The sequence below is a fragment of the Caulobacter sp. SRI_014 genome (genome assembly GCF_057586315.1).
In genome coordinates this window covers 478,415-496,588 of sequence record NZ_JBYCZQ010000002.1, presented here as the reverse complement: position 1 = coordinate 496,588, position 18,174 = coordinate 478,415, and the positions used below count along the sequence as shown (strand labels likewise).

Genomic DNA, 18,174 nt, shown 5'->3' with positions numbered 1-18,174 from the left:
ATGGTCGCTCCGCTCCAGGTCGAACGCACCCCCTGTCTGGCCGAAGAAGACATCGTCATCTTCGAGGATTCCGTCCGCAAGTTCTTCCAGGACCGGGCGCCGGAATCCCGCGTCGCCAAATGGCGTGAGGACGGCTGTGTCGAGCGGGCGTTCTGGACCGAGAGCGCGGAGGCGGGCCTCGCCTGCCTCTCGATGCCCGAGGAATACGGCGGCATGGGCGGCGACTACCGCCATGAGGTCATCCTCATGGAGCAGATCGGGCTTCAGGGCGTCGATGGCTTCGGCATCGGCCTGCACAACGCCATCGTCGCCCCCTACATCTTCCACTACGGCACCGAGGAACAGAAGCGCCGCTGGCTGCCGCGTATGGCCAACGGCGAGCTGGTCACCGCCATCGCCATGACCGAACCCGGCGCCGGCTCCGACCTGCAGGGTATCAAGACGACGGCCCGGCTGGACGGCAACGAGTACGTCATCAACGGCTCCAAGACCTTCATCACCAACGGCCAGACCGCCAACCTGATCATCGTGGTCTGCAAGACCGACCCGGCCCAGGGCGCCCGCGGCACCAGCCTGCTGGTCGTCGAAACCGACGGCGCCGAGGGCTTCGAGCGCGGCCGCAACCTCGACAAGCTGGGCCAGGAAGCGGCCGACACCTCGGAGCTGTTCTTCAACGACGTCCGCGTGCCGACCGTGAACCTGCTGGGCGGCGACGAGGGCCAGGGGTTCTTCCAGCTGATGGGCCAGCTGCCGCAGGAGCGGCTCGGCATTGCCGTCCAGGGCATGGCCACCATCGAGCGTGCGCTGGAACTGACGATCGACTACGTCAAGAGCCGCAAGGCCTTCGGCAAGGCCATCCTCGACTTCCAGAACACCCAGTTCGTGCTGGCCGAATGCAAGACCGAGGCGACCGTCGCCCGCGTCTTCGTCAACGACTGCATCGAAAAGCACATCAAGGGCAAGCTCGACGCGGCCACCGCCTCGATGGCCAAATACTGGGTCACCGACCTGGAAAACTCGATCATCGACCGCTGCCTGCAGCTGTTCGGCGGCTTCGGCTACATGGCCGAATACCCGATCGCCCGCATGTACCGCGACAGCCGCGTGCAGCGGATTTACGGCGGCACCAACGAGATCATGAAGGTGCTGATCGCGCGGACTCTCTGATGCGCTGCCTGCGCCATCATGAACGGGACGCGGTGGGAGTCTGCCGCCATTGCGGCGGCGGTGTCTGCGCCGACTGTGCGACGCCGGTGGAGGATGTCCTCAGCTGCCCGGCGCACACGGCGGAGACGGCGGGGTCGGTCGCCCTGATCCAGCGTAACGTTGCGGTGCATGGCCAGGTCGGCTGGCTGCACTGGATGCAGCTTGCGATGTTCCTGCTGGTCGGCGCCGGATTGGCGGTCGCGGCGGTTATCCTGCTGGCCAGCGGCGAACTCAGCGGCTGGGCCCTGGCGCCGGGGGCGATCATATTTCTGGTGCTCGGCCTCGGGGCCGCCCGCTGGATTCGGGCGCGAAAACACTGATGCCAAATCAAGGGAGACAGGCGTGATCGACCATCTGTCCTTGTCTGTCCGCGACCTCGCCGCCTCCGCCGCATTCTACGAAGCCGTGCTGTCACCGCTCGGCTACCGACGCCTCGTCGAGCGCGAGGCGACGGTCGGCTTCGGCAAGCGCTATCCCGAGGTCTGGCTGAACCATCGGCCGAACCGAACACATGAGCCCGGCGACACTGGCCTGCACATCTGCCTGCGGGCCCGCGACCAGGCGTCCGTGCGGGCCTTCCACCAGGCGGCCCTCGACCACGGCGGGGCCGACGACGGCCCGCCCGGCTCTCGCCAGGCGGCGATGACCGGCTACTATGCCGCCTTCATCCGCGACCTCGACGGCAACAAGCTGGAGGCCGCCACCTTTCCTCTGGAGTCGTAATGGGCAGCTATACCGCCACCGTCGACTGGGCCCTGCAGCCCGGCGAGGACTTCATCGCCGGCAAATACAGCCGCAAGCACACGGTCAGCTTCGACGCCGGCATCACCGTGCCGGCTTCGGCCTCGCCGCATGTCGTGCCGGCCCCCTGGTCGGCGGCGGACGCCATCGACCCGGAGGAGATGCTGGTCGCCGCCATCTCCAACTGCCACATGCTCAGCTTCCTCTACATCGCCTCGAAGGCCGGGTTCGCGGTGCGCAGCTACCGCGACGAGGCGGAAGGCGTCATGCGAAAGAACGCCGAGGGCAAGATCGCCGTCACCCGCGTCGCCCTGCGCCCGGCCATCGCCTTCGACGGCAGACAGCCGACGTCGGAAGAGCTCGACCATCTGCACCACGAGGCCCATGAGGTCTGTTACATCGCCAGCTCGGTAAAGACGGAGATCGTGGTCGAAAAGCCTCGCTAGCGACCAATTTCCGGATTTGGGTCATTAACCAAGACGCCGACCAGCGTTCTTTCACTGAGTCTTAGGACCCTCGGTCGCACGGTCCCCGTCATGTCCGGGGAAACCACCATCACGGCCCAAGACGCCGAAGACCGATTTGGCCTGGCCTCCGTCGTCGCCACGCGGCGAAAGCACATGCCGATCCGGCTGATGACCGCCGTCGGCGTGGCGGCCGGGTTGACCCTGGCCTTCGGCTGGACCTGGGCCTGGGGCTGGGCCGCGCTCTACACCGCCGCCCAGGGGCTGGACCACTTCACCGGCGTGCAGCTGACCAAGCGCCGCATCGACACCCCCTTCCAGGCGGCCCGCGCCGCCCTGATCACCTTCCTGCCCTCCTCCATCGCCTTCGGCAGCCTGGCGCCGGTGCTGTGGCAGGGCATTGACCGTTACGGCCCGGCCCTGGCGATGATCGTCGTCGCCACCGCCATGACCAATCTGATCGCCATCTGCCGGGGCAGCCGCATCGCCTTCGCGGCCGCCTGCCTGCCCTATGGCCTCTATCTGCTCGTTCTGCCGCTGATGGACGCGGGCACCGCCCCGGGCCCTCTGGTCTCGACGATGATGATCGCCGTCGGCCTGGTCATCCTCAACATCATCGGCGCCTGGCTGACGACGGAGGAAGCCCGCAAGGTCTCCGACGACGCCCGGGCCGAAGCCGAGCTGCGCCGCAACGAGGCCGAGGCCGCGACCCGCGCCAAGAGCGCCTGGGTGGCGATGATCAGCCACGAGCTGCGCACCCCGATCAGCGCCATCCTGGCCGGCGCCGCCGACACCGAGCGGGCGGGTCACAGCCAGGGCCGCCTCATCGGCGAGGCCGGGCGGATGATGACCACCCTGCTCGACGACATGCTCGACCTCTCCAAGCTGGAAGCCGGCCGGATGAGCGTCGAGACCGTCGACTTCGACCTGCGCACCGCCGTGCTCGACGCCGTCCGCGCCTGGCGCCCGCAGGCCCGGGCCAAGGGTCTGCGCATGCGCATCCTCGGTTCGAGGCACCTGCCCGGCTGGGTCAGCGGCGACCCGACCCGCATGCGTCAGGTGATCAACAACCTGCTGTCCAACGCCCTGAAGTTCACGAAGGAAGGCTGCGTCACCTTGCAGCTCGGCGGCGCGACCAATCCGGACGGAACCTTTGCGGTGACCATCGCCGTCGACGACACCGGCCCCGGCATGACGCCGGAACAGCTGGACCGTCTGTTCATGCCCTTCGAACAGCTGGGGGCCCAGACGGCCCGCACCCACGGCGGCACCGGGCTTGGCCTGATGATCAGCCGCGAGCTGGCCCGTCTGATGGGCGGCGACATCACCGTCGTCAGCGCGCCCGGCGAAGGCGCTGTCTTCACCCTGTCCCTGACGCTTCCCGCCGCCGAGGCCCCCGCCGCCGTCCAGGCGCCCCAGGCCGTCGAGGCCCGGGTGCTGGTCGTCGACGACCATGCCGTCAACCGCCAGGCCATCGCCTTGGTCCTGGCGCCGCTGGGCATCGTCCCGGAAACCTGCGCCTCGGCCGAGGAGGCCCTCGAACGGCTGGCCCTCGAGACCTTCGATGTTGTGCTGATGGACGTCTACATGCCCGACATGGACGGCCGCCAGGCGACCCGCGAGCTGCGGGCCATGAAGGGCCCCAACCAGCAGGTCCCGGTCATCGCCATCACCGCCTCGGCCACGGCCCGCGACTGGGAGGCCTGCCTGGCGGCGGGGATGACCGACCATGTCGCCAAGCCGATCGAACCGGCCCAGCTCTACGCGGCCCTCGAAGCGGCCCTGTCCGGCGCCCAGCGCGCGGCGGCGGCGGCTTAGGGCCGCCCGCCGACTTTCCCGCTTTTCCACCGTCACCCCAAGACTTGTTCTTGGGGCCCACGGTTGGTGTGTCGACAATCGGCCGGGTGGAGGCGCGGCCGCGCCTCCAGGTTGGATGCTGGCGGCGGCTGAACCGTGGATCCCAAGAACAAGTCTTGGGATGACGGAGTTTGGGGGATGGATAGCGCGCAATCGTCAGGCGCTGGCGCTCTCCAGCAACCGCCGCAACCGCTCCCGCAACACCGCCTCGTCCTTCATCTCGCATTCCCAGATCGTCTCGACCCGCCAGCCGGCCGCCTCCAGCGCCGCCCGGTGCGTCACGTCCCGCTCGCGGTTGCGCCCCACCTTGGCCAGCCAGTAATCGCGGTTGGCCTTCGGCACCCGCGCCCCCCGGGCGCAGTCGTGGCCATGCCAGAAGCAGCCATGCACGAAGATCGCCAGCCGCCGCCCGGCCATGACGATGTCGGGCTTTCCCGGCAGGTCCTTGCGATGCAGCCGGTAGCGCGCGCCCAGGCCCGTCAGCAGCCGCCGGACCTTGAGCTCCGGGCTGGTGTCACGCCCCTTGACCCGGCGCATGACCGCCGAGCGTTTCTCCGGACCGTAGACGTCCGTTGTTTCTTTTGGCGTCACCGCCGCCGAGCGGCCAGGCGCTCGAACTCGGCGCGGGGAAACTGCGGCGCGCTGCAGCTGTTGGTGTGCCAGCGGCCCTCGGCCCGATGGGCGATGACCAGATAGGTCTGGCCGCGCCGGAAGCGGATGCCGCACATGCCGGCGGTCTCCTCGCTGTGCACGATCTTGCGCACCGCCTCCCGCTGGCCCTTCAGCGTCCGCTGCACGGCGAACCGCGTCGCCGCCACCGGCGGCCCGCCGTCACGGTGCAGGATGTCGCGCCCCTCGGCCCGGCCGATGAACACCAGCTGCGCCTTGGCGTACTGTTCCGCCGCACTGCTGAACCGCACACAGCTGCAGGCCCATGCGGCGCCGGCCGAAACGGCGACCAGAGCCAGGGCGGCGATCAATACGCGCGAGGCCTTCATCACAGCCCCTCGAACAGCGCCGTCGACAGGTAGCGCTCGGCGAAGCTGGGGATGATGACCACGATCAGCTTGCCCTCGTACTCGGGCCGGCTGGCCAGCTCGAAGCCGGCGGTCAGCGCGGCGCCGGACGAGATGCCGACCGGCAGGCCCTCGATGGCGGCGGCCTTGCGGGCCATGGCGAAGGCGTCGTCGTTGCTGACCTGGACGATGTCGTCGATGACGCCCCGGTCGACGTTGGCCGGCACGAAGCCGGCGCCGATGCCCTGGATCTTGTGCGGGCCGGGCTGGCCGCCGGACAGCACGGCGCTGTTCTCCGGCTCGACCGCGACCATGCGCAGGCTCGGCTTCCGGGCCTTCAGCACCTGGCCGACGCCGGTGATGGTGCCGCCGGTGCCGACGCCACTGACGACGGCGTCGACGCGCCCTGCCGTGTCGTTCCAGATCTCCTCGGCGGTCGAGATCCGGTGGATCGCCGGGTTGGCGGCGTTCTCGAACTGCTGGGGCATGACCGAGCCCGGGACTTCCTCGAGGATTTCGGTGGCCCGGGCGACGGCCCCGCGCATGCCGCGCTCGGCCGGGGTCAGCTCCAGCTTGGCGCCGAGCAGCAGCAGCATCTTGCGGCGCTCGATCGACATGCTCTCGGGCATGACCAGGATCAGCTTGTAGCCCTTGGCGGCGGCGACGAAGGCCAGGGCGATGCCGGTGTTGCCGCTGGTCGGCTCGACGATGGTGGCGCCGGGCTTCAGCAGGCCGTCGGCCTCCAGCTGTTCGATCATCGACACTCCGATGCGGTCCTTGACGGAGGCCATCGGGTTGAAGAACTCCAGCTTGGCCACGACCTCGCCGCGCGGCTTCAGCTCGGCCGTGAGGCGCGGCAGGCCGACGATGGGGGTGTCGCCGATCAGGTCGAGCACCGAGGGGAAGATCTTGCCACGGCCGGCGCGGGTATAGCGGGCGGTGTCGAACGATTGGGTCATCAGGGTCTCGCCTGTGGATGTGCCGCAAGTCTAGGGAGGCAGGCGGCGTTGCGCCACATCAGATCGTCTCGCAACCCTATCAGGCGGCGGCCCGTCCGGCGCCCCTGAGCAGGGGTTCGAGCAGGCCCTGGGCCAGCCAGCGGACCACGGGTGCGCAAACCCCGTCGCCAATAACATGCAGGCTGCCTGTTTGTGATTTCGGCAGCTGATAGTCGTCGGGCAGGCCCATCAGCCGGGCGCCTTCGCGGCCGGTGAGCAGGCGCGAGCGGATCTGGCCGTCGCCGGCCACCAGGATCATCTGCCGCGACGAGCCGCCGCGCGGAGTGCGAAGACAACCGGCCGCCCCGTCGAGCCGGATCTCGGCCTTCGGAACCCCGGCCCGGGTGCGGCGAAAGACGGCGGCGACCGTCCTGCCGTGACGGGCGGCGGCGTCGAGCCGCTGGCGGTGCAGCGGCGACATCTGGGCCAGCAGGGCGGCGGTCTGGACTTCGCTGCGCCAGGCGACGACGTCGTCGGGCTCGAGCAGGTCGGCCAGCCGGGTGTTGCGGGCCGGCGGGCTGGGAAGCCGCCAGTCGATCCAGCGGGCGCGCAGGTCGGCGGGCAGGCGGTCACGGGCGGCCAGCACGGCGGGGCTGCGGAAGGCCTCGCCCCCGATCAGCTCGGCCGGAACCGGTTCGCGGATGGCGATGACGAAGACGCGGGGCCGCGACTGCGGCAGGAAGGCCGCGGCGTCGATTTCCAGGGCCCCGAACCGGTACCCTTCTTTCGCAAGCGCCGCGCAGAGGGCGGTAAAGTCTTCGCCGCCATGCGAGGTCAGCAGGCCGACCACGTTCTCGACAACCACAGTGCGCGGCGCACGGCCCTCGGCGGCCAGGGCCTGGACCAGTCGCCAGAAACCGAAAAAGGCCCCCGAACGCCCGCCCTTCAGGCCGGCGCGCCCGCCCGCCAAGCTGAAGTCCTGGCAGGGGGATGAGGCCCAGGCCAGATCGGCGGTTCCGGGCAGAGCGGCGGGGCTGACCTGCCAGACGTCGCCCTCGTGGAAGTGGCCGGGCGCGTCGGCGAAGTTGGCGCGGTAGGCGCCGGCCTTCAGCGGGTCGAAATCATTGGCGAAAGCGCAGGCCCAGCCGACGCCCAGCCCGATCCGGGCCATGCCCCCGCCGGCGAAGAATTCAAGGAAGCGGAGCGGGGCGTTTCGACTCATGGGCATATGAGTCTAACCTGCGTCGCGCGGGCGGAAAGCCCGAACAGGGGAATCACCATGCGTCCGATCGCCTTTGCAGCCGCCGCCACCGCCGTTCTGGCCCTGGTTGCCTGTTCCCCGGAAGCCCCCGGCGGCGGCGAAGCCGTGCCTCCGGCCGACGCGCCGCCCCCGTCCGCCCAGGCCCCCGGCGAGCCGCAGCCGACCGAAGCGGTCGATCCAGCCGCCCCCTTCCGCGTCGATTTCAGCCTGATCGGCACCGAGCCCTTCTGGAACCTGCAGGTGAAGGGCACGACCCTGGTCCTGACCCGTCCGGACCCCGAACCGGCCGTGACCGCCGCCAACGCCGCCCTCACCGCCACGTCCGGCAAGGCGACCTGGACAGGCCAGGCCGGCGCCACGCCGCTGACCGCCAGCCTGTCGGCCGGAACCTGCTCGGACGGCATGAGCGACCGGGTCTATCCCTATACAGCCGAGGTCAAGCTGGGCGACCTGGTGCTCAAGGGCTGCGGGATCTCGTCCGAGGAACTGGCCAAGCTGCCCAAGCCCTAGAGGGCTTTTCTCATCCGCACCGGCATAGACTTGTAGGCCGGCGTGCCGCTGCGCCGGTCGCGCTCCGACAGGGCCAGCAGGGGGTTGGCTTCCGGATAGTAGGCGGCCAGGCACCCCCTGGGCATGTCCTTCGCCACGGCGGTGAAACCCTTCAGGGTCCGCTCCACCCCGCCGTCGAAAGCGCAGGCCAGATCGATACGGTCGCCATCGGCGATGCCCCGCACCGCAAGGTCGTCGGCATGGGCGAAGACCACGTCGCGGCGACCCTTCACCCCCCGATAGCGGTCGTTCAGGCCGTAGATGGTGGTGTTGTACTGGTCGTGGCTGCGCAGGGTGGTCAGCAGCAGCACCTCGGAGTCGCCGCGCGTGGGGTCGTCCACCGCCGCGTCGTCGGCGACGTAGGGCAGGAAGGCCGCCTTGCCGCTCGGCGTCGTCCACACCCGTTCGCTGGTCGGCACTGGCAGGCGGAAGCCGCCCGGGGTGCGGATGCGGGCGTTGTAGTCCCCGAACAGCTCGGGGAAGACCTGCTCGATCAGGTCCCGCACCCGGTCGTAGTCGCCGCCCAGGCCCTGCCAGTCGACGTGAGGGTCCTCGCCGAAGGTGGCCAGCGCCATCTGGGCGACGATCCAGGGTTCCGACCGCAGGTGCTCCGAGGCCGGCTGGCGCATGCCCCGGCTGGCGTGGACCATCGACATGCTGTCCTCGACGGTCACCGACTGGCGCCCGCCCGGCTGGACGTCGATCTCGGTGCGGCCCAGGCAGGGCAGCACCCAGGCTTCCTTGCTGGTCAGCAGATGGGTGCGGTTGAGCTTGGTGGCGATGTTGACGGTCAGGTCGAGTTTCTTGAGGGCCGGGTATGTCAGGGCCGGGTCGGGCGCGGCGACGGCGAAGTTGCCGCCCAGCGCGATCATCGCCTTGGCCGTGCCTTCGCGCATGGCCTCGATGGCCTCGGCGACGGTGTGGCCGTGGGCCGTCGGCTGTCTGAAGCCGAACACCCGCTCCATGGCGGCCAGCAGGGCGGGCGAGGGCTTTTCGGTGATGCCGACCGTGCGGTCGCCCTGGACGTTGGAGTGGCCGCGCAGGGGGCAGATGCCCGCCCCGGGCCGGCCGATATGGCCGCCGAGCAGCAGCAGGTTGACCAGCTGCTGTACGAGGCTCGAGGCCGAGCGATGCTGGGTCAGGCCCATGCCGTAGCAGAGGATGATGGCCTTGCTCCGCTGGTAGATGTCGGCGGCGTCTTCCAGCTCGGCGCGGGTCAGGCCCGAGCGAGTCTCGATCCAGTTCCAGTCGGCGACGGCGACATGGGCGGCCAGGGCTTCGAAGCCGGAGGTGTGCTCGGCGATGAAGGCATGGTCGAGCGCGTCCCGTTCGATCAGCAGCTTCATCAGGCCGGTCAGCACCGCGACGTCGCCGCCGACCTTCAGCTGGTAATAGCGGCTGGCGATGTCGGCGCCGCCGCCCGGCAACATGTCCTCCAGGTGCTGGGGACTGGCGAACTTCTCCAGCGCCCGCTCGCGCATCGGGTTGAAGACGACGATGGCCGCCCCGCGCCGGGCCGCCTCGCGCAGGGTGCCCATCATCCGCGGGTGGTTGGTGCCGGGGTTGTGGCCGAAGCTGAAGATGGCGTCGGCGTGGTCGAAATCCTCGAGGCTGACCGAGCCCTTGCCCAGCCCCAGCTGTTCGGCCAGGCCGACGCTGGTCGGCTCGTGGCACATGTTGGAGCAGTCGGGGAAATTGTTGGTCCCGAACCGCCGCCCGAAGGTCTGGAACAGGAAGGCCGCCTCGTTGGAGGCCCGGCCGGAGGCGTAGAACTCGCAGGCGTCGGGGTCCGGCAAGGCGCGCAGGGCCGCCCCGATGGCGGTCAGGGCCTCGTCCCAACTGGCGCGCTGGAACCGGTCGCCGACCGGATCGTAGCGCAGCGGTTCGGTCAGCCGGCCGAGGTTCTCCAGGTCGTGGTCGGACCATTGCCAGAGCTCGGCGACCGTATGGGCCCCGACAATTTCCGGCGTGGCCCGATGGCTGGTCGTTTCCCAGGCCACGGCCTTGGCCCCGTTCTCGCAGAACTCGAAGCTGGAGGTGTGTTTCGGGTCCGGCCAGGCGCAACCCGGACAGTCGAAGCCGTCCGGCTGGTTGGCGTCGAGCAGGGCCTGCCCGCCCTTGGCGACAGTGTCCTGACCGGCCAGCACGCCGGCGACGGCCTGCAGGGCGCCCCAGCCGCCGGCCGGCGGCTTGTAGTCCTTGATGCCCCGAATCTTCTTTGGGGGGCTCACGCGATCCGCTCCCCGCCGGCGAACACAGTGAAGCCGTCGGCGCGGGCCAGGGCGATCAGGGTCAGGTTGCTCTCCTCGGCCTTGCGCAGGGCCAGCGCCGTCGGGGCCGAGATAGCGGCCAGGATCGGGAACCCGGCGACGGCGGCCTTCTCGACCATCTCGTAGCTGCAGCGGCTGGTGACCAGGCACAGCGGGGCGGCGAGGCCGGCGCGGGCAGAGGCGCCGATCAGCTTGTCCAGCGCGTTGTGGCGGCCGACGTCCTCGCGGACCAGGACCAGGGTTCCATCAGCCTTGGCCAAGGCGGCGGCGTGGGCGGCGCGGGTCAGGTTGCCGAGGGCCTGCTGATCTTCCAGCGCCTCGAAGGCGGCGGCGATGGCGCCGGCCGGGATGACCGGCCCGTCGGCCACGGCGTCCAGCGGTCGCACGGCGGCGGCCAGCCGCTGCACCCCGCACAGACCGCAGGACGAGCGGCCCTCCATCGTCCTGGCGCGGGCCTTGGCCTTGCTGGCCCGGGCCCCGACGGTCAGGCGAACATCGACCTGCACCCCCTCGGCCACGACCTCGACGCTGACGCCGGCGATCTGGTCGAAGCTGGCGATCCGCTCGCTGAGGGTGAAGCCGATGGCCAGATCCTCAACCTCGGCCGGGGTGGCCATCAGCACCGCATGCGGCCGGCCGTCATAGAGGATGCCGATCGGGGCCTCGTCGGCCAGGGGACGCTCGATGGCCTGATCGATCCCGGCCCGATGCTGGCGGGCGGGACGGACTTGCGTCGTAGGGGGAAGCAGGGACATGGGGCGAAGCTACGCCTGTCGGGGGCGGAGGCAAGAGACCGAAGCGCTTGTGATCCCTAGCCTTCGCCCAGCAATTCATCCGTGTGCTCACCCAGCTTCGGCGCACGCACGCCGGGCATCCGCTGGCCGTCGATGCGGATCGGGGCGGCGAGCATGTGCAGGCCTTGCGAGCGGTCGGGATGCTCGATCACGTCGCGCATGGCGACCTCGGCGACGAAGGGATTGTCGAGCGCCTGGACGACATCGTTGACCGGGCCGAAGGGGACGCGGCCGGCCAGCAGGGCGGTCCACTCGGCGTTGGTTCGCGTCTGGAACAGGGCGTCGATGGCGCCGGTCAGCGCGGCGAGATTGGCCCGCCGGTCGGCCAGGGTGGCGAATCTCGGATCGGTAGCGAGGTCCGGGCGGGCGGTCAGGGCGCACAGTTCGTCCCAGAACTTCTGGGTCATGCACATCAGCTGACCGTAGCCGTCGGCGGTCTTTACCCGCTGCACCGGGGCCAGTGAGGGGTGCGCCCCGGCTGGCAGGCGGGTGGTGGCGTGGCCCTCGTTCATGGCCCAGACGGCCGGGTAGCTCAGCTGGTGCAGGGCTACGTCGAACAGGCTGACATCAACGTCGCAGCCGACGCCAGTGGTCCGGGCCGACAACAGGGCGCTGACGATGGCGAAGGCGAAGGTGGCGCCGCTCATGAAGTCGATGATCGACACCCCCATTCGCGAGGGCGGGCCGTCCGGCTCACCGGTCAGGCTCATCAGCCCGCACTCGGCCTGCATCGGATAGTCGAAGCCGGGCCAGGCCTCGCGGCTGTTGCCCCGGCCATAGGCCGACAGGCTGCCGCAGACGATGGCCGGGTTGATGGCCTTCAGGGCCTCATAGGTCAGACCCAGCTTGGCCGGCTGGTCGCCGCGCAGGTTGTTGACCACCACCTCGGCGCTCTTCACCAGCCGCTCGAAGTCGGCGCGGTGGGTCTTGAGGTCCAGGCCGACGCTCTTCTTGTGGCGCGAGAAGGTCTGGAAATACTGGCTGTCGTGCTCGCCCAGCAGGTAGGGGCCGGTCGGGCGCGAGGCGTCGCCGCCGAGCTCCAGCGACTCAACCTTGATCACCTCGGCCCCCAGTTCGGCCATCAGCAGGGTGGCGTAGGGGCCGGCCCCGAAATGCTCCAGGGTGAGGACCCGGACGCCCTCCAGCGGTCGCCTCACCAGTAGGCCTCCATGATTTCGCGGGCCCAGCCGGGTTCTCTGACCTCGCCGCGCGGCAGGAAGCCGGTCAGCACCGGCTTGATGTCCAGCACCGGCGTGCCGTCGATGGCGTCCAGCCCCTCGACGATGACCTCGCGCCCCTCGACGGCGACGATGGAGCAGACGGTGACGCCCAGGCGGTTGGGTCGGTTCTTGCCACGCTGGGCGAAGATGCCAACCAGCGGCCAGTCGGGATTGCCGCGCGGCCGGCGGGCGCCGCTGACGATCTTGTCGTCGCTCACCTGGTCGAAGACGAAGATGATCTCGGCATGGGAGAAGTCGGCGAGACCGGCCAGGCTGTCCTCGGGCATCTGGTCTGTCAGAACCAGCCGGGCGCGGCTTTGGCCCCAGTCATCGTCGATGGCTTCGGCGCGGCCGCCCCGGACGGTCGCGACAGGGGTGAGGGTGAAGGTCATGGCGCGCTCCCCGGCTGTGACGCCGGATCGCTTAGACCCGTCGGCCGGAGCCGACAATGGCTGGTCCTAAACCGCCTGTCCGGCCACGAAGCCCGACGACCAGGCCCACTGGAAGTTATAGCCGCCCAGCCAGCCGGTGACGTCGACCACCTCGCCGATGAAGTAGAGGCCGGGGACGCCGCGCGTCGCCATGGTCTTCTGGTCGAGCCCCTTCGTATCAACGCCGCCGAGGGTGACCTCGGCGGTGCGATAGCCTTCCGACCCCACCGGCTTGGTGCGCCAGGCGTTGACCATCTCGGCCACGGCCTTGAGGGCCTTGTCCGGCTGGTCGGCCATGTTGCCGGGGGCGCCGTGGTCGTGGGCGATTAGCACGGCCAGGGCCCGGGGCAGCTTCCAGCCGAGCACGGTGTGCAGGGCGGTCCTGGCGTGCTCGCGCTTGGCCGTCTTGAGGAAATCGAGGGCGTCGAGGCCGGGGGCGAAGTTGACGACGATCTCCTCGCCCTCGCGCCAGTAGGACGACACCTGCAGCACGGCCGGGCCCGAGAGGCCCCGGTGGGTGAACAGGATGTCCTCTTCGAACGAGCCCTTGCCGCCCGTGACCACCGCCTGCGGCACGGCCACCCCGATCAGGGGTTTCAGCTGCTCCAGCACCTGCACCGCATAGGTCAGCGGCACCAGGGCCGGCCGGGTATCGGTGACATTGACGTCGAACTGCCGGGCGATCTCATAGCCGAAGCCGCTGGCCCCCATCTTCGGGATCGACTTGCCGCCACAGGCGACGACCAGGCTCTCGCAGGCGATCCGCGCCCCGCCGATGGCGACCTCGAAGCCCGTGTCCGTCTGCTCGATGCGGTCCACTTCCGTGCTCACCCGAAGCACGGCCCCGGCCGCCTTCATCTCGCTGAGCAGCATGGCGATGATCTCTTTGGCCGAGCCGTCGCAGAACAGCTGGCCCAGGGTCTTCTCGTGCCAGGCGATGCCGTGGCGATCGACCAGGGCGATGAAGTCGCGCGGGGTGTAGCGGCTGAGCACGGACTTGCAGAAGTGCGGGTTGGCCGACAGGTAGCGGTCGGCCCGGCCGCCCTCCAGGTTGGTGAAGTTGCAGCGGCCGCCACCGCTGATGCGGATTTTCTCGCCGGCCGCGGCGGCATGGTCGAGGACCAGCACCGACCGCCCACGCTTGCCCGCCTCGATCGCACACATCATTCCGGCTGCGCCGGCGCCGATCACGACGACATCGAAGGTCTGTTTCATGGCGCGCTTCGACCCCTTCGCGCCCGTGGAGTCAAACGAAAGGTCTTCCGGACGAATTTCCAACCCGCGGGGCCCTGACGCACGCCCGCCGTGCAGAACCCTTGATTCACTCCTTTCGCGGATACTTCGGGCAATGAGCGGGGATTCCAACAACTCGCCGGAGGGCGCGAGCGCCGCGCGGTGGTTCTTCGAGAACAGCCGTGATCTGTTCTGCGTGGCCGGGCTCGACGGCATCCTCAGGGAGGTCAACCCGGCCTGGACCGAGGTCACCGGCTGGACGGCGGAGGAGCTGATCGGCCGCTCGCCGATGGCGCTGATCCACCCGGACGACCGCGATCTCCTCCTGCAAGCCAGCCGCGATCTGGTCCGTGAGGGTGAATGCGTCACCGTCGGCCGGCTGAAGGCCAAGGACGGTCGCTGGCTGTGGTTTGATGGTCGCAACCGGCTGACCGGCGACGGCCTGCTGATCGGCACGATGCGTGAGATCACCGCAGAACGGGCCCGCGACGCGGAGCTGGAAGCAGCCCGGCGCGACCACAGCATGCTGAGTGACGCCGCCGGCATCGGAACCTGGACCTACGAGCCCAAGAGCGATCGCATCGAATGGTCGCGGGACGTGTTGGGCCTGTTCGGCTGGGCCCAGGACGACATCGATACGCCCGAGAAGTTCCTCGGGCTCCTGGACCCGGCCCAGAGGGACGACGTCAGCCTGGCCTTTATTCGCGCCGTGGAGACCGGCCAGGGCGCCACGGTCGAGCATCGCTTCCGCAAGGCGGACGGCGACTGGCTGACCATGCGGGCCACCTTCCGGACCGAGAAGCGCGGCAGGATGTACGCCCTCAAGGGCATTTCGCAGGACGTTACCGAGCTGGCCGAGGCCCGCGACGCGGCCCTGCGCGGCCAGCAGCGCGTCGGGGTCCTGGCCGAGGAGCTGACCGCCAACGCCGTGCGCCTGAAGCTGGCCCTGCATGCCGCCGAAGCCGGGGCCTTCGAGATCGACCATCAGAACCAGACCTTCTGGGCATCGGACCAGTTCTACGAACTTGTCGGTCGGCAGATGGGCTACGACGACATCAATGTGCCGGTCTGGCCCTTCGTCCATGCCGAGGACCAGGCCCTGGTCATCGCAGGCAATGTGCGCTGGGCCATGGGCGACACCAGCCAGCCGATGGAATTCCGCATCGCCCACCTGGACGGGGCCGAGCGCTGGGTGCGGGTCTATTACGCCCTCGACCAGGAAACCCGGCGCGGCGTTGGCCTGGTCATGGATATCGACGCTCGCAAGCGCCAGGAACTGGCCCTGGTCGAGGCCGAGCGCATGGCCTTGGCGGCCAACGACGCCAAGGCCAACTTCCTGGCCAACATGAGCCACGAGCTGCGCACGCCGATGAACGGGGTGCTGGGCGTCATGCATCTGCTCGACCGCGAGCCGCTGACCGACAACGCCCGGCTGCTGCTGTCGGAGGCCCTCAGCTGCGGGCGCATGCTGACCACCCTGCTCGACGACGTCATCGATTTCTCGCGCATTGAGGAGGGCAAGCTCGAGCTGGACATCACGCCCATCGATGTCGGCGCGCTGGCGGCCAGCGTCGTGCGGATGCAGGGGCCGCTGGCGGCCGACAAGGCCATCGGCCTGGTTATCGAGGGCGCCGACGACCTGGGCTGGGCTCTGACCGACGGGGTGCGGCTGCGCCAGGCCCTGTTCAACCTGGTCGGCAACGCGGTGAAGTTCACCCTCCGCGGCCAGGTGACCGTGCGTTGCCGGCGCGAGGGCGATGCCCTGCGGTTCGAGATCGAGGACACCGGCGTCGGCATCCCGCTCGAGGCCCAGGCCCGGCTGTTCCAGCGCTTCCAGCAGGCCGACGCCTCGACCACCCGCCAGTTCGGCGGCTCCGGCCTGGGACTGGCCATCACCCGGAGACTGGCCGGGCTGATGGGCGGCGAGGTCGATTTCAGCTCGTCGCCGGGCGTCGGCTCGACCTTTGTCCTGACCGTGACGGCCCCGCTCGCCCAGCCGGCCCAGGGCGAGGACGATCGCCCCCTCGACGGCGTTCTGGCGGGCCTGAAGGTGCTGGTCGTCGAGGACAACCCGACCAACCAGATGATCGCCTCCCGGCTGCTGGAGACCCTGGGGGCGCAGGCCGCCGTGGCCGGCGACGGGCTGGCGGGTGTCGATGCGGCCCAGGCCGGGCTCTACGACCTGATCCTGATGGACATCCAGATGCCCGGCATCGACGGGCTGGAGGCGGCCCGGCGCATTCGGGCCCTGCCGGCCCCGGCCTGCCAGACGCCGATCATCGCCCTGACCGCCAACGCCATGTCGCACCAGAAGGCGGCCTATCTGGCCGCCGGCATGGACGGGGTGGTCTCCAAGCCCCTGTCTCCCGTCGCCCTGCTGGCCGAGATCGTCCGGCTGTCGTCTGACGAGGCCCCTGCGGCCGAGGTCGCCTGAACCGCTTTCGCATCAAGCGGTTGCAATGCTAGACCTCCTCCCTTGCTGACCCTCGGGGGAGGATGCCCATGACCGACCAGACCGCTGAAACGGCGCCGAACACCTCTGAAGAGGGGGCGCCGGAGGAGAAGGTCTCCATGACCACCGTCGTGGCCGCCAGTTCGGCGGGCACGGCCTTCGAATGGTACGACTTCTTTATTTTCGGCAGCCTGGCGCCGGTCATCTCCAAGGTCTTCTTCACCGGCCTGAACGAGACGGCCGGGTTGATTGCCGCCCTGGCCCTGTTCGGCACCGGCTTTGCCTTCCGGCCCCTGGGCGCGCTGATCTTCGGGCGGATGGGCGACAAGGTCGGGCGCAAGGCGGCCTTCCTGATCACCGTCACCATGATGGGCGGGGCCACCTTCCTGATCGGGGTGCTGCCGACCTACAGCCAGGCGGGGATCATCGCCCCCATTCTGCTGATCATCCTGCGCATCCTGCAGGGCACGGCGCTGGGCGGCGAGTACGGGGGGGCGGCCATCTATGTCGCCGAGCATTCGCCCGCCAACAGACGCGGCCTGATGACCGGCTGGATCCAGACTTCAGCGGCCGTCGGGCTGCTCGGCGCCCTTGGGGTCATCCTCGCGACCCGCACGGTGGTCGGCGAGGCGGCATTCGGCGACTGGGGCTGGCGCGTGCCGTTCCTGCTGTCGGCCGGCTTGCTGGCCATCTCCATCTTCATGCGCATGAAGCTGTCGGAGAGCCCCAGCTTCCTGAAGCTGAAAGCGGCCGGCGAGCAGTCGCAACATCCGTTCCGCGAGAGCTTCGGCCAGTGGAAGAACCTCAAGCTGGTGCTCATCGCCCTGCTGGCCATCATGCTGGCCCAGGGCGCGGTCTGGTACTGCGCCTTCTTCTACACCCCGGTCTTCCTCGAGAAGTTCCTCAAGGTGCCGGCCCCGCTGGTCAACCAGCTGATGATGGTCGTCACCCTGGCCAGCGCCCCGATGTACGTCTTCTTCGGCTGGTTGTCGGACAAGTACGGCCGCAAGTGGGTGATGTGGTTCGGCATGGTGCTGGCCCTGCTGGCCTTCCTGCCCGGCTTCCACATGATGGCCCAGTTCGCCAACCCCGGCCTGGCCGAGGCGGCGCGCAAGACGCCGGTGGTGGTCATCGCCGATCCCAAGGCCTGCTCGCTGCAGTTCGACCCGGTCGGCAAGACCGCCTTCGTCACCAGCTGCGACATCGCCAAGAGCTTCCTGGCCAACAACGGCATTTCCTATGACAACCAGGCGGCCCCGGCCGGCTCGCTGGCCCGCGTGAAGATCGGGGCCACAGAGGTGGTCTCGGTCGAGGGCGGCAACCTCGACAAGGCGCAGCTGAAGACGGTCAAGGCCGGGGTGGAGGGCCAGATCAAGACGGCCCTGACTGACGCCGGCTACCCGCTGAAGGCCGATCCGGAGCGGATCAACTTCTGGGGCCTGTTCAGCGTCCTGCTGGTCTTTACCATCGCCGCCACGGCCCTCTACGGGCCTCAGGCCTCGGCCCTGGTCGAGATGTTCCCGACGCGGGTCCGCTACACGGCCCTGTCGCTGCCTTATCACGTGGGCACCGGTTGGGTCGGCGGCTTCGTGCCGTTCAGCGCCTTCGCCATCGTGGCGGCGACGGGGAACATCTACGCGGGTCTGGCCTATCCGATCTTCTTCACCGGCATCAGCGTGCTTTCGACATTGCTGTTCCTGAAGGAGACCAAGGGCCGGTCACTGGACTTCTAAGGGGGACGT

Annotated in this window: 17 protein-coding genes; 8 read left to right on the top strand and 9 right to left on the bottom strand. The window is 69.3% G+C overall.

The window, feature by feature from the left end; all coding sequences use genetic code 11:
• The 5 genes from AC2YG9_RS07895 (at position 1) to AC2YG9_RS07875 (ending at position 4,229) form a co-directional block, all read left to right on the top strand.
• Entirely contained in the window at positions 1 to 1,167 is a 1,167-nt protein-coding gene (locus AC2YG9_RS07895; RefSeq protein WP_487297405.1) for an acyl-CoA dehydrogenase family protein, read from the top strand.
• Positions 1,167 to 1,526, top strand: coding sequence for a hypothetical protein (locus tag AC2YG9_RS07890; RefSeq protein ID WP_487297404.1), 360 nt, complete (start codon positions 1,167 to 1,169; stop codon positions 1,524 to 1,526). Before AC2YG9_RS07895 ends, AC2YG9_RS07890 begins: the two co-directional genes overlap by 1 nt.
• Positions 1,527 to 1,548: 22 nt before the next feature.
• Positions 1,549 to 1,929, top strand: coding sequence for a VOC family protein (locus tag AC2YG9_RS07885; protein ID WP_487297403.1), 381 nt, complete (start codon positions 1,549 to 1,551; stop codon positions 1,927 to 1,929).
• Positions 1,929 to 2,393: an OsmC family protein gene (locus AC2YG9_RS07880; protein WP_487297402.1), complete on the top strand. Its 465-nt coding sequence runs from the start codon at positions 1,929 to 1,931 to the stop codon at positions 2,391 to 2,393. Before AC2YG9_RS07885 ends, AC2YG9_RS07880 begins: the two co-directional genes overlap by 1 nt.
• Positions 2,394 to 2,483: 90 nt before the next feature.
• Positions 2,484 to 4,229, top strand: a complete 1,746-nt coding sequence (locus AC2YG9_RS07875) for an ATP-binding protein (protein WP_487297401.1) — start codon at positions 2,484 to 2,486, stop codon at positions 4,227 to 4,229.
• 195 nt (positions 4,230 to 4,424) lie between these two features.
• On the opposite strand, the gene AC2YG9_RS07870 is transcribed toward AC2YG9_RS07875, so the two are convergent.
• The 4 genes from AC2YG9_RS07870 to AC2YG9_RS07855 all read right to left on the bottom strand — a co-directional run bounded on the left by AC2YG9_RS07870 (position 4,425) and on the right by AC2YG9_RS07855 (position 7,444).
• Positions 4,425 to 4,859, bottom strand: coding sequence for a very short patch repair endonuclease (locus tag AC2YG9_RS07870; protein WP_487297400.1), 435 nt, complete (start codon positions 4,857 to 4,859; stop codon positions 4,425 to 4,427).
• Positions 4,856 to 5,266: a hypothetical protein gene (locus tag AC2YG9_RS07865; protein WP_487297399.1), complete on the bottom strand. Its 411-nt coding sequence runs from the start codon at positions 5,264 to 5,266 to the stop codon at positions 4,856 to 4,858. Before AC2YG9_RS07865 ends, AC2YG9_RS07870 begins: the two co-directional genes overlap by 4 nt.
• Positions 5,266 to 6,243, bottom strand: coding sequence for a cysteine synthase A (gene cysK / locus AC2YG9_RS07860; RefSeq protein ID WP_487297398.1), 978 nt, complete (start codon positions 6,241 to 6,243; stop codon positions 5,266 to 5,268). The genes AC2YG9_RS07865 and cysK overlap by 1 nt, the downstream gene beginning before the upstream one ends.
• Positions 6,244 to 6,322: 79 nt before the next feature.
• Positions 6,323 to 7,444, bottom strand: coding sequence for a DNA cytosine methyltransferase (locus tag AC2YG9_RS07855; RefSeq protein WP_487297397.1), 1,122 nt, complete (start codon positions 7,442 to 7,444; stop codon positions 6,323 to 6,325).
• Between the two features lie 57 nt (positions 7,445 to 7,501).
• On the opposite strand from AC2YG9_RS07855, the gene AC2YG9_RS07850 reads away from it, so the two are divergent.
• On the top strand, positions 7,502 to 7,993 hold the full coding sequence (locus AC2YG9_RS07850) for a COG3650 family protein (RefSeq protein WP_487297396.1): 492 nt from the start codon (positions 7,502 to 7,504) through the stop codon (positions 7,991 to 7,993).
• On the opposite strand, the gene AC2YG9_RS07845 is transcribed toward AC2YG9_RS07850, so the two are convergent.
• The 5 genes from AC2YG9_RS07845 to AC2YG9_RS07825 all read right to left on the bottom strand — a co-directional run bounded on the left by AC2YG9_RS07845 (position 7,990) and on the right by AC2YG9_RS07825 (position 13,962).
• On the bottom strand, positions 7,990 to 10,263 hold the full coding sequence (locus tag AC2YG9_RS07845; RefSeq protein WP_487297395.1) for an FdhF/YdeP family oxidoreductase: 2,274 nt from the start codon (positions 10,261 to 10,263) through the stop codon (positions 7,990 to 7,992). The two genes, AC2YG9_RS07850 and AC2YG9_RS07845, sit on opposite strands and share 4 nt — an antisense overlap.
• Complete coding sequence (gene fdhD, locus AC2YG9_RS07840; RefSeq protein ID WP_487297394.1) at positions 10,260 to 11,057, bottom strand: formate dehydrogenase accessory sulfurtransferase FdhD; 798 nt, start codon at positions 11,055 to 11,057, stop codon at positions 10,260 to 10,262. The genes AC2YG9_RS07845 and fdhD overlap by 4 nt, the downstream gene beginning before the upstream one ends.
• 56 nt (positions 11,058 to 11,113) lie before the next feature.
• Positions 11,114 to 12,253, bottom strand: coding sequence for a CaiB/BaiF CoA transferase family protein (locus AC2YG9_RS07835; protein ID WP_487297393.1), 1,140 nt, complete (start codon positions 12,251 to 12,253; stop codon positions 11,114 to 11,116).
• The gene (locus tag AC2YG9_RS07830; RefSeq protein WP_487297392.1) at positions 12,250 to 12,708 is read right to left on the bottom strand and encodes an SAM-dependent methyltransferase; all 459 of its coding nucleotides are present in this window, start codon (positions 12,706 to 12,708) and stop codon (positions 12,250 to 12,252) included. Before AC2YG9_RS07830 ends, AC2YG9_RS07835 begins: the two co-directional genes overlap by 4 nt.
• Before the next feature lie 66 nt (positions 12,709 to 12,774).
• Positions 12,775 to 13,962, bottom strand: coding sequence for a BaiN/RdsA family NAD(P)/FAD-dependent oxidoreductase (locus AC2YG9_RS07825; RefSeq protein ID WP_487297391.1), 1,188 nt, complete (start codon positions 13,960 to 13,962; stop codon positions 12,775 to 12,777).
• A 133-nt stretch (positions 13,963 to 14,095) separates the two neighbouring features.
• Between AC2YG9_RS07825 and AC2YG9_RS07820 the strand changes: the two genes are divergently transcribed.
• A complete protein-coding gene (locus AC2YG9_RS07820) occupies positions 14,096 to 16,414 on the top strand; it encodes an ATP-binding protein (protein ID WP_487297390.1) in 2,319 nt (772 codons plus the stop codon).
• A 68-nt stretch (positions 16,415 to 16,482) separates the two neighbouring features.
• Positions 16,483 to 18,165, top strand: coding sequence for an MFS transporter (locus AC2YG9_RS07815; RefSeq protein WP_487297389.1), 1,683 nt, complete (start codon positions 16,483 to 16,485; stop codon positions 18,163 to 18,165).
• Positions 18,166 to 18,174 lie beyond the last annotated feature (9 nt).

What these genes read in the sequence shown, in the direction of transcription:
- AC2YG9_RS07865 (WP_487297399.1), bottom strand. Translation starts at nt 5,266, where the DNA reads ATGAAGGCCTCGCGCGTATTGATCGCCGCCCTGGCTCTGGTCGCCGTT.
- AC2YG9_RS07830 (WP_487297392.1), bottom strand. Translation starts at nt 12,708, where the DNA reads ATGACCTTCACCCTCACCCCTGTCGCGACCGTCCGGGGCGGCCGCGCC.
- AC2YG9_RS07820 (WP_487297390.1), top strand. Translation starts at nt 14,096, where the DNA reads ATGAGCGGGGATTCCAACAACTCGCCGGAGGGCGCGAGCGCCGCGCGG.
- AC2YG9_RS07880 (WP_487297402.1), top strand. Translation starts at nt 1,929, where the DNA reads ATGGGCAGCTATACCGCCACCGTCGACTGGGCCCTGCAGCCCGGCGAG.
- AC2YG9_RS07890 (WP_487297404.1), top strand. Translation starts at nt 1,167, where the DNA reads ATGCGCTGCCTGCGCCATCATGAACGGGACGCGGTGGGAGTCTGCCGC.
- AC2YG9_RS07895 (WP_487297405.1), top strand. Translation starts at nt 1, where the DNA reads ATGGTCGCTCCGCTCCAGGTCGAACGCACCCCCTGTCTGGCCGAAGAA.
- cysK (WP_487297398.1), bottom strand. Translation starts at nt 6,243, where the DNA reads ATGACCCAATCGTTCGACACCGCCCGCTATACCCGCGCCGGCCGTGGC.
- AC2YG9_RS07825 (WP_487297391.1), bottom strand. Translation starts at nt 13,962, where the DNA reads ATGAAACAGACCTTCGATGTCGTCGTGATCGGCGCCGGCGCAGCCGGA.
- AC2YG9_RS07875 (WP_487297401.1), top strand. Translation starts at nt 2,484, where the DNA reads ATGTCCGGGGAAACCACCATCACGGCCCAAGACGCCGAAGACCGATTT.
- AC2YG9_RS07815 (WP_487297389.1), top strand. Translation starts at nt 16,483, where the DNA reads ATGACCGACCAGACCGCTGAAACGGCGCCGAACACCTCTGAAGAGGGG.
- fdhD (WP_487297394.1), bottom strand. Translation starts at nt 11,057, where the DNA reads ATGTCCCTGCTTCCCCCTACGACGCAAGTCCGTCCCGCCCGCCAGCAT.
- AC2YG9_RS07850 (WP_487297396.1), top strand. Translation starts at nt 7,502, where the DNA reads ATGCGTCCGATCGCCTTTGCAGCCGCCGCCACCGCCGTTCTGGCCCTG.
- AC2YG9_RS07855 (WP_487297397.1), bottom strand. Translation starts at nt 7,444, where the DNA reads ATGAGTCGAAACGCCCCGCTCCGCTTCCTTGAATTCTTCGCCGGCGGG.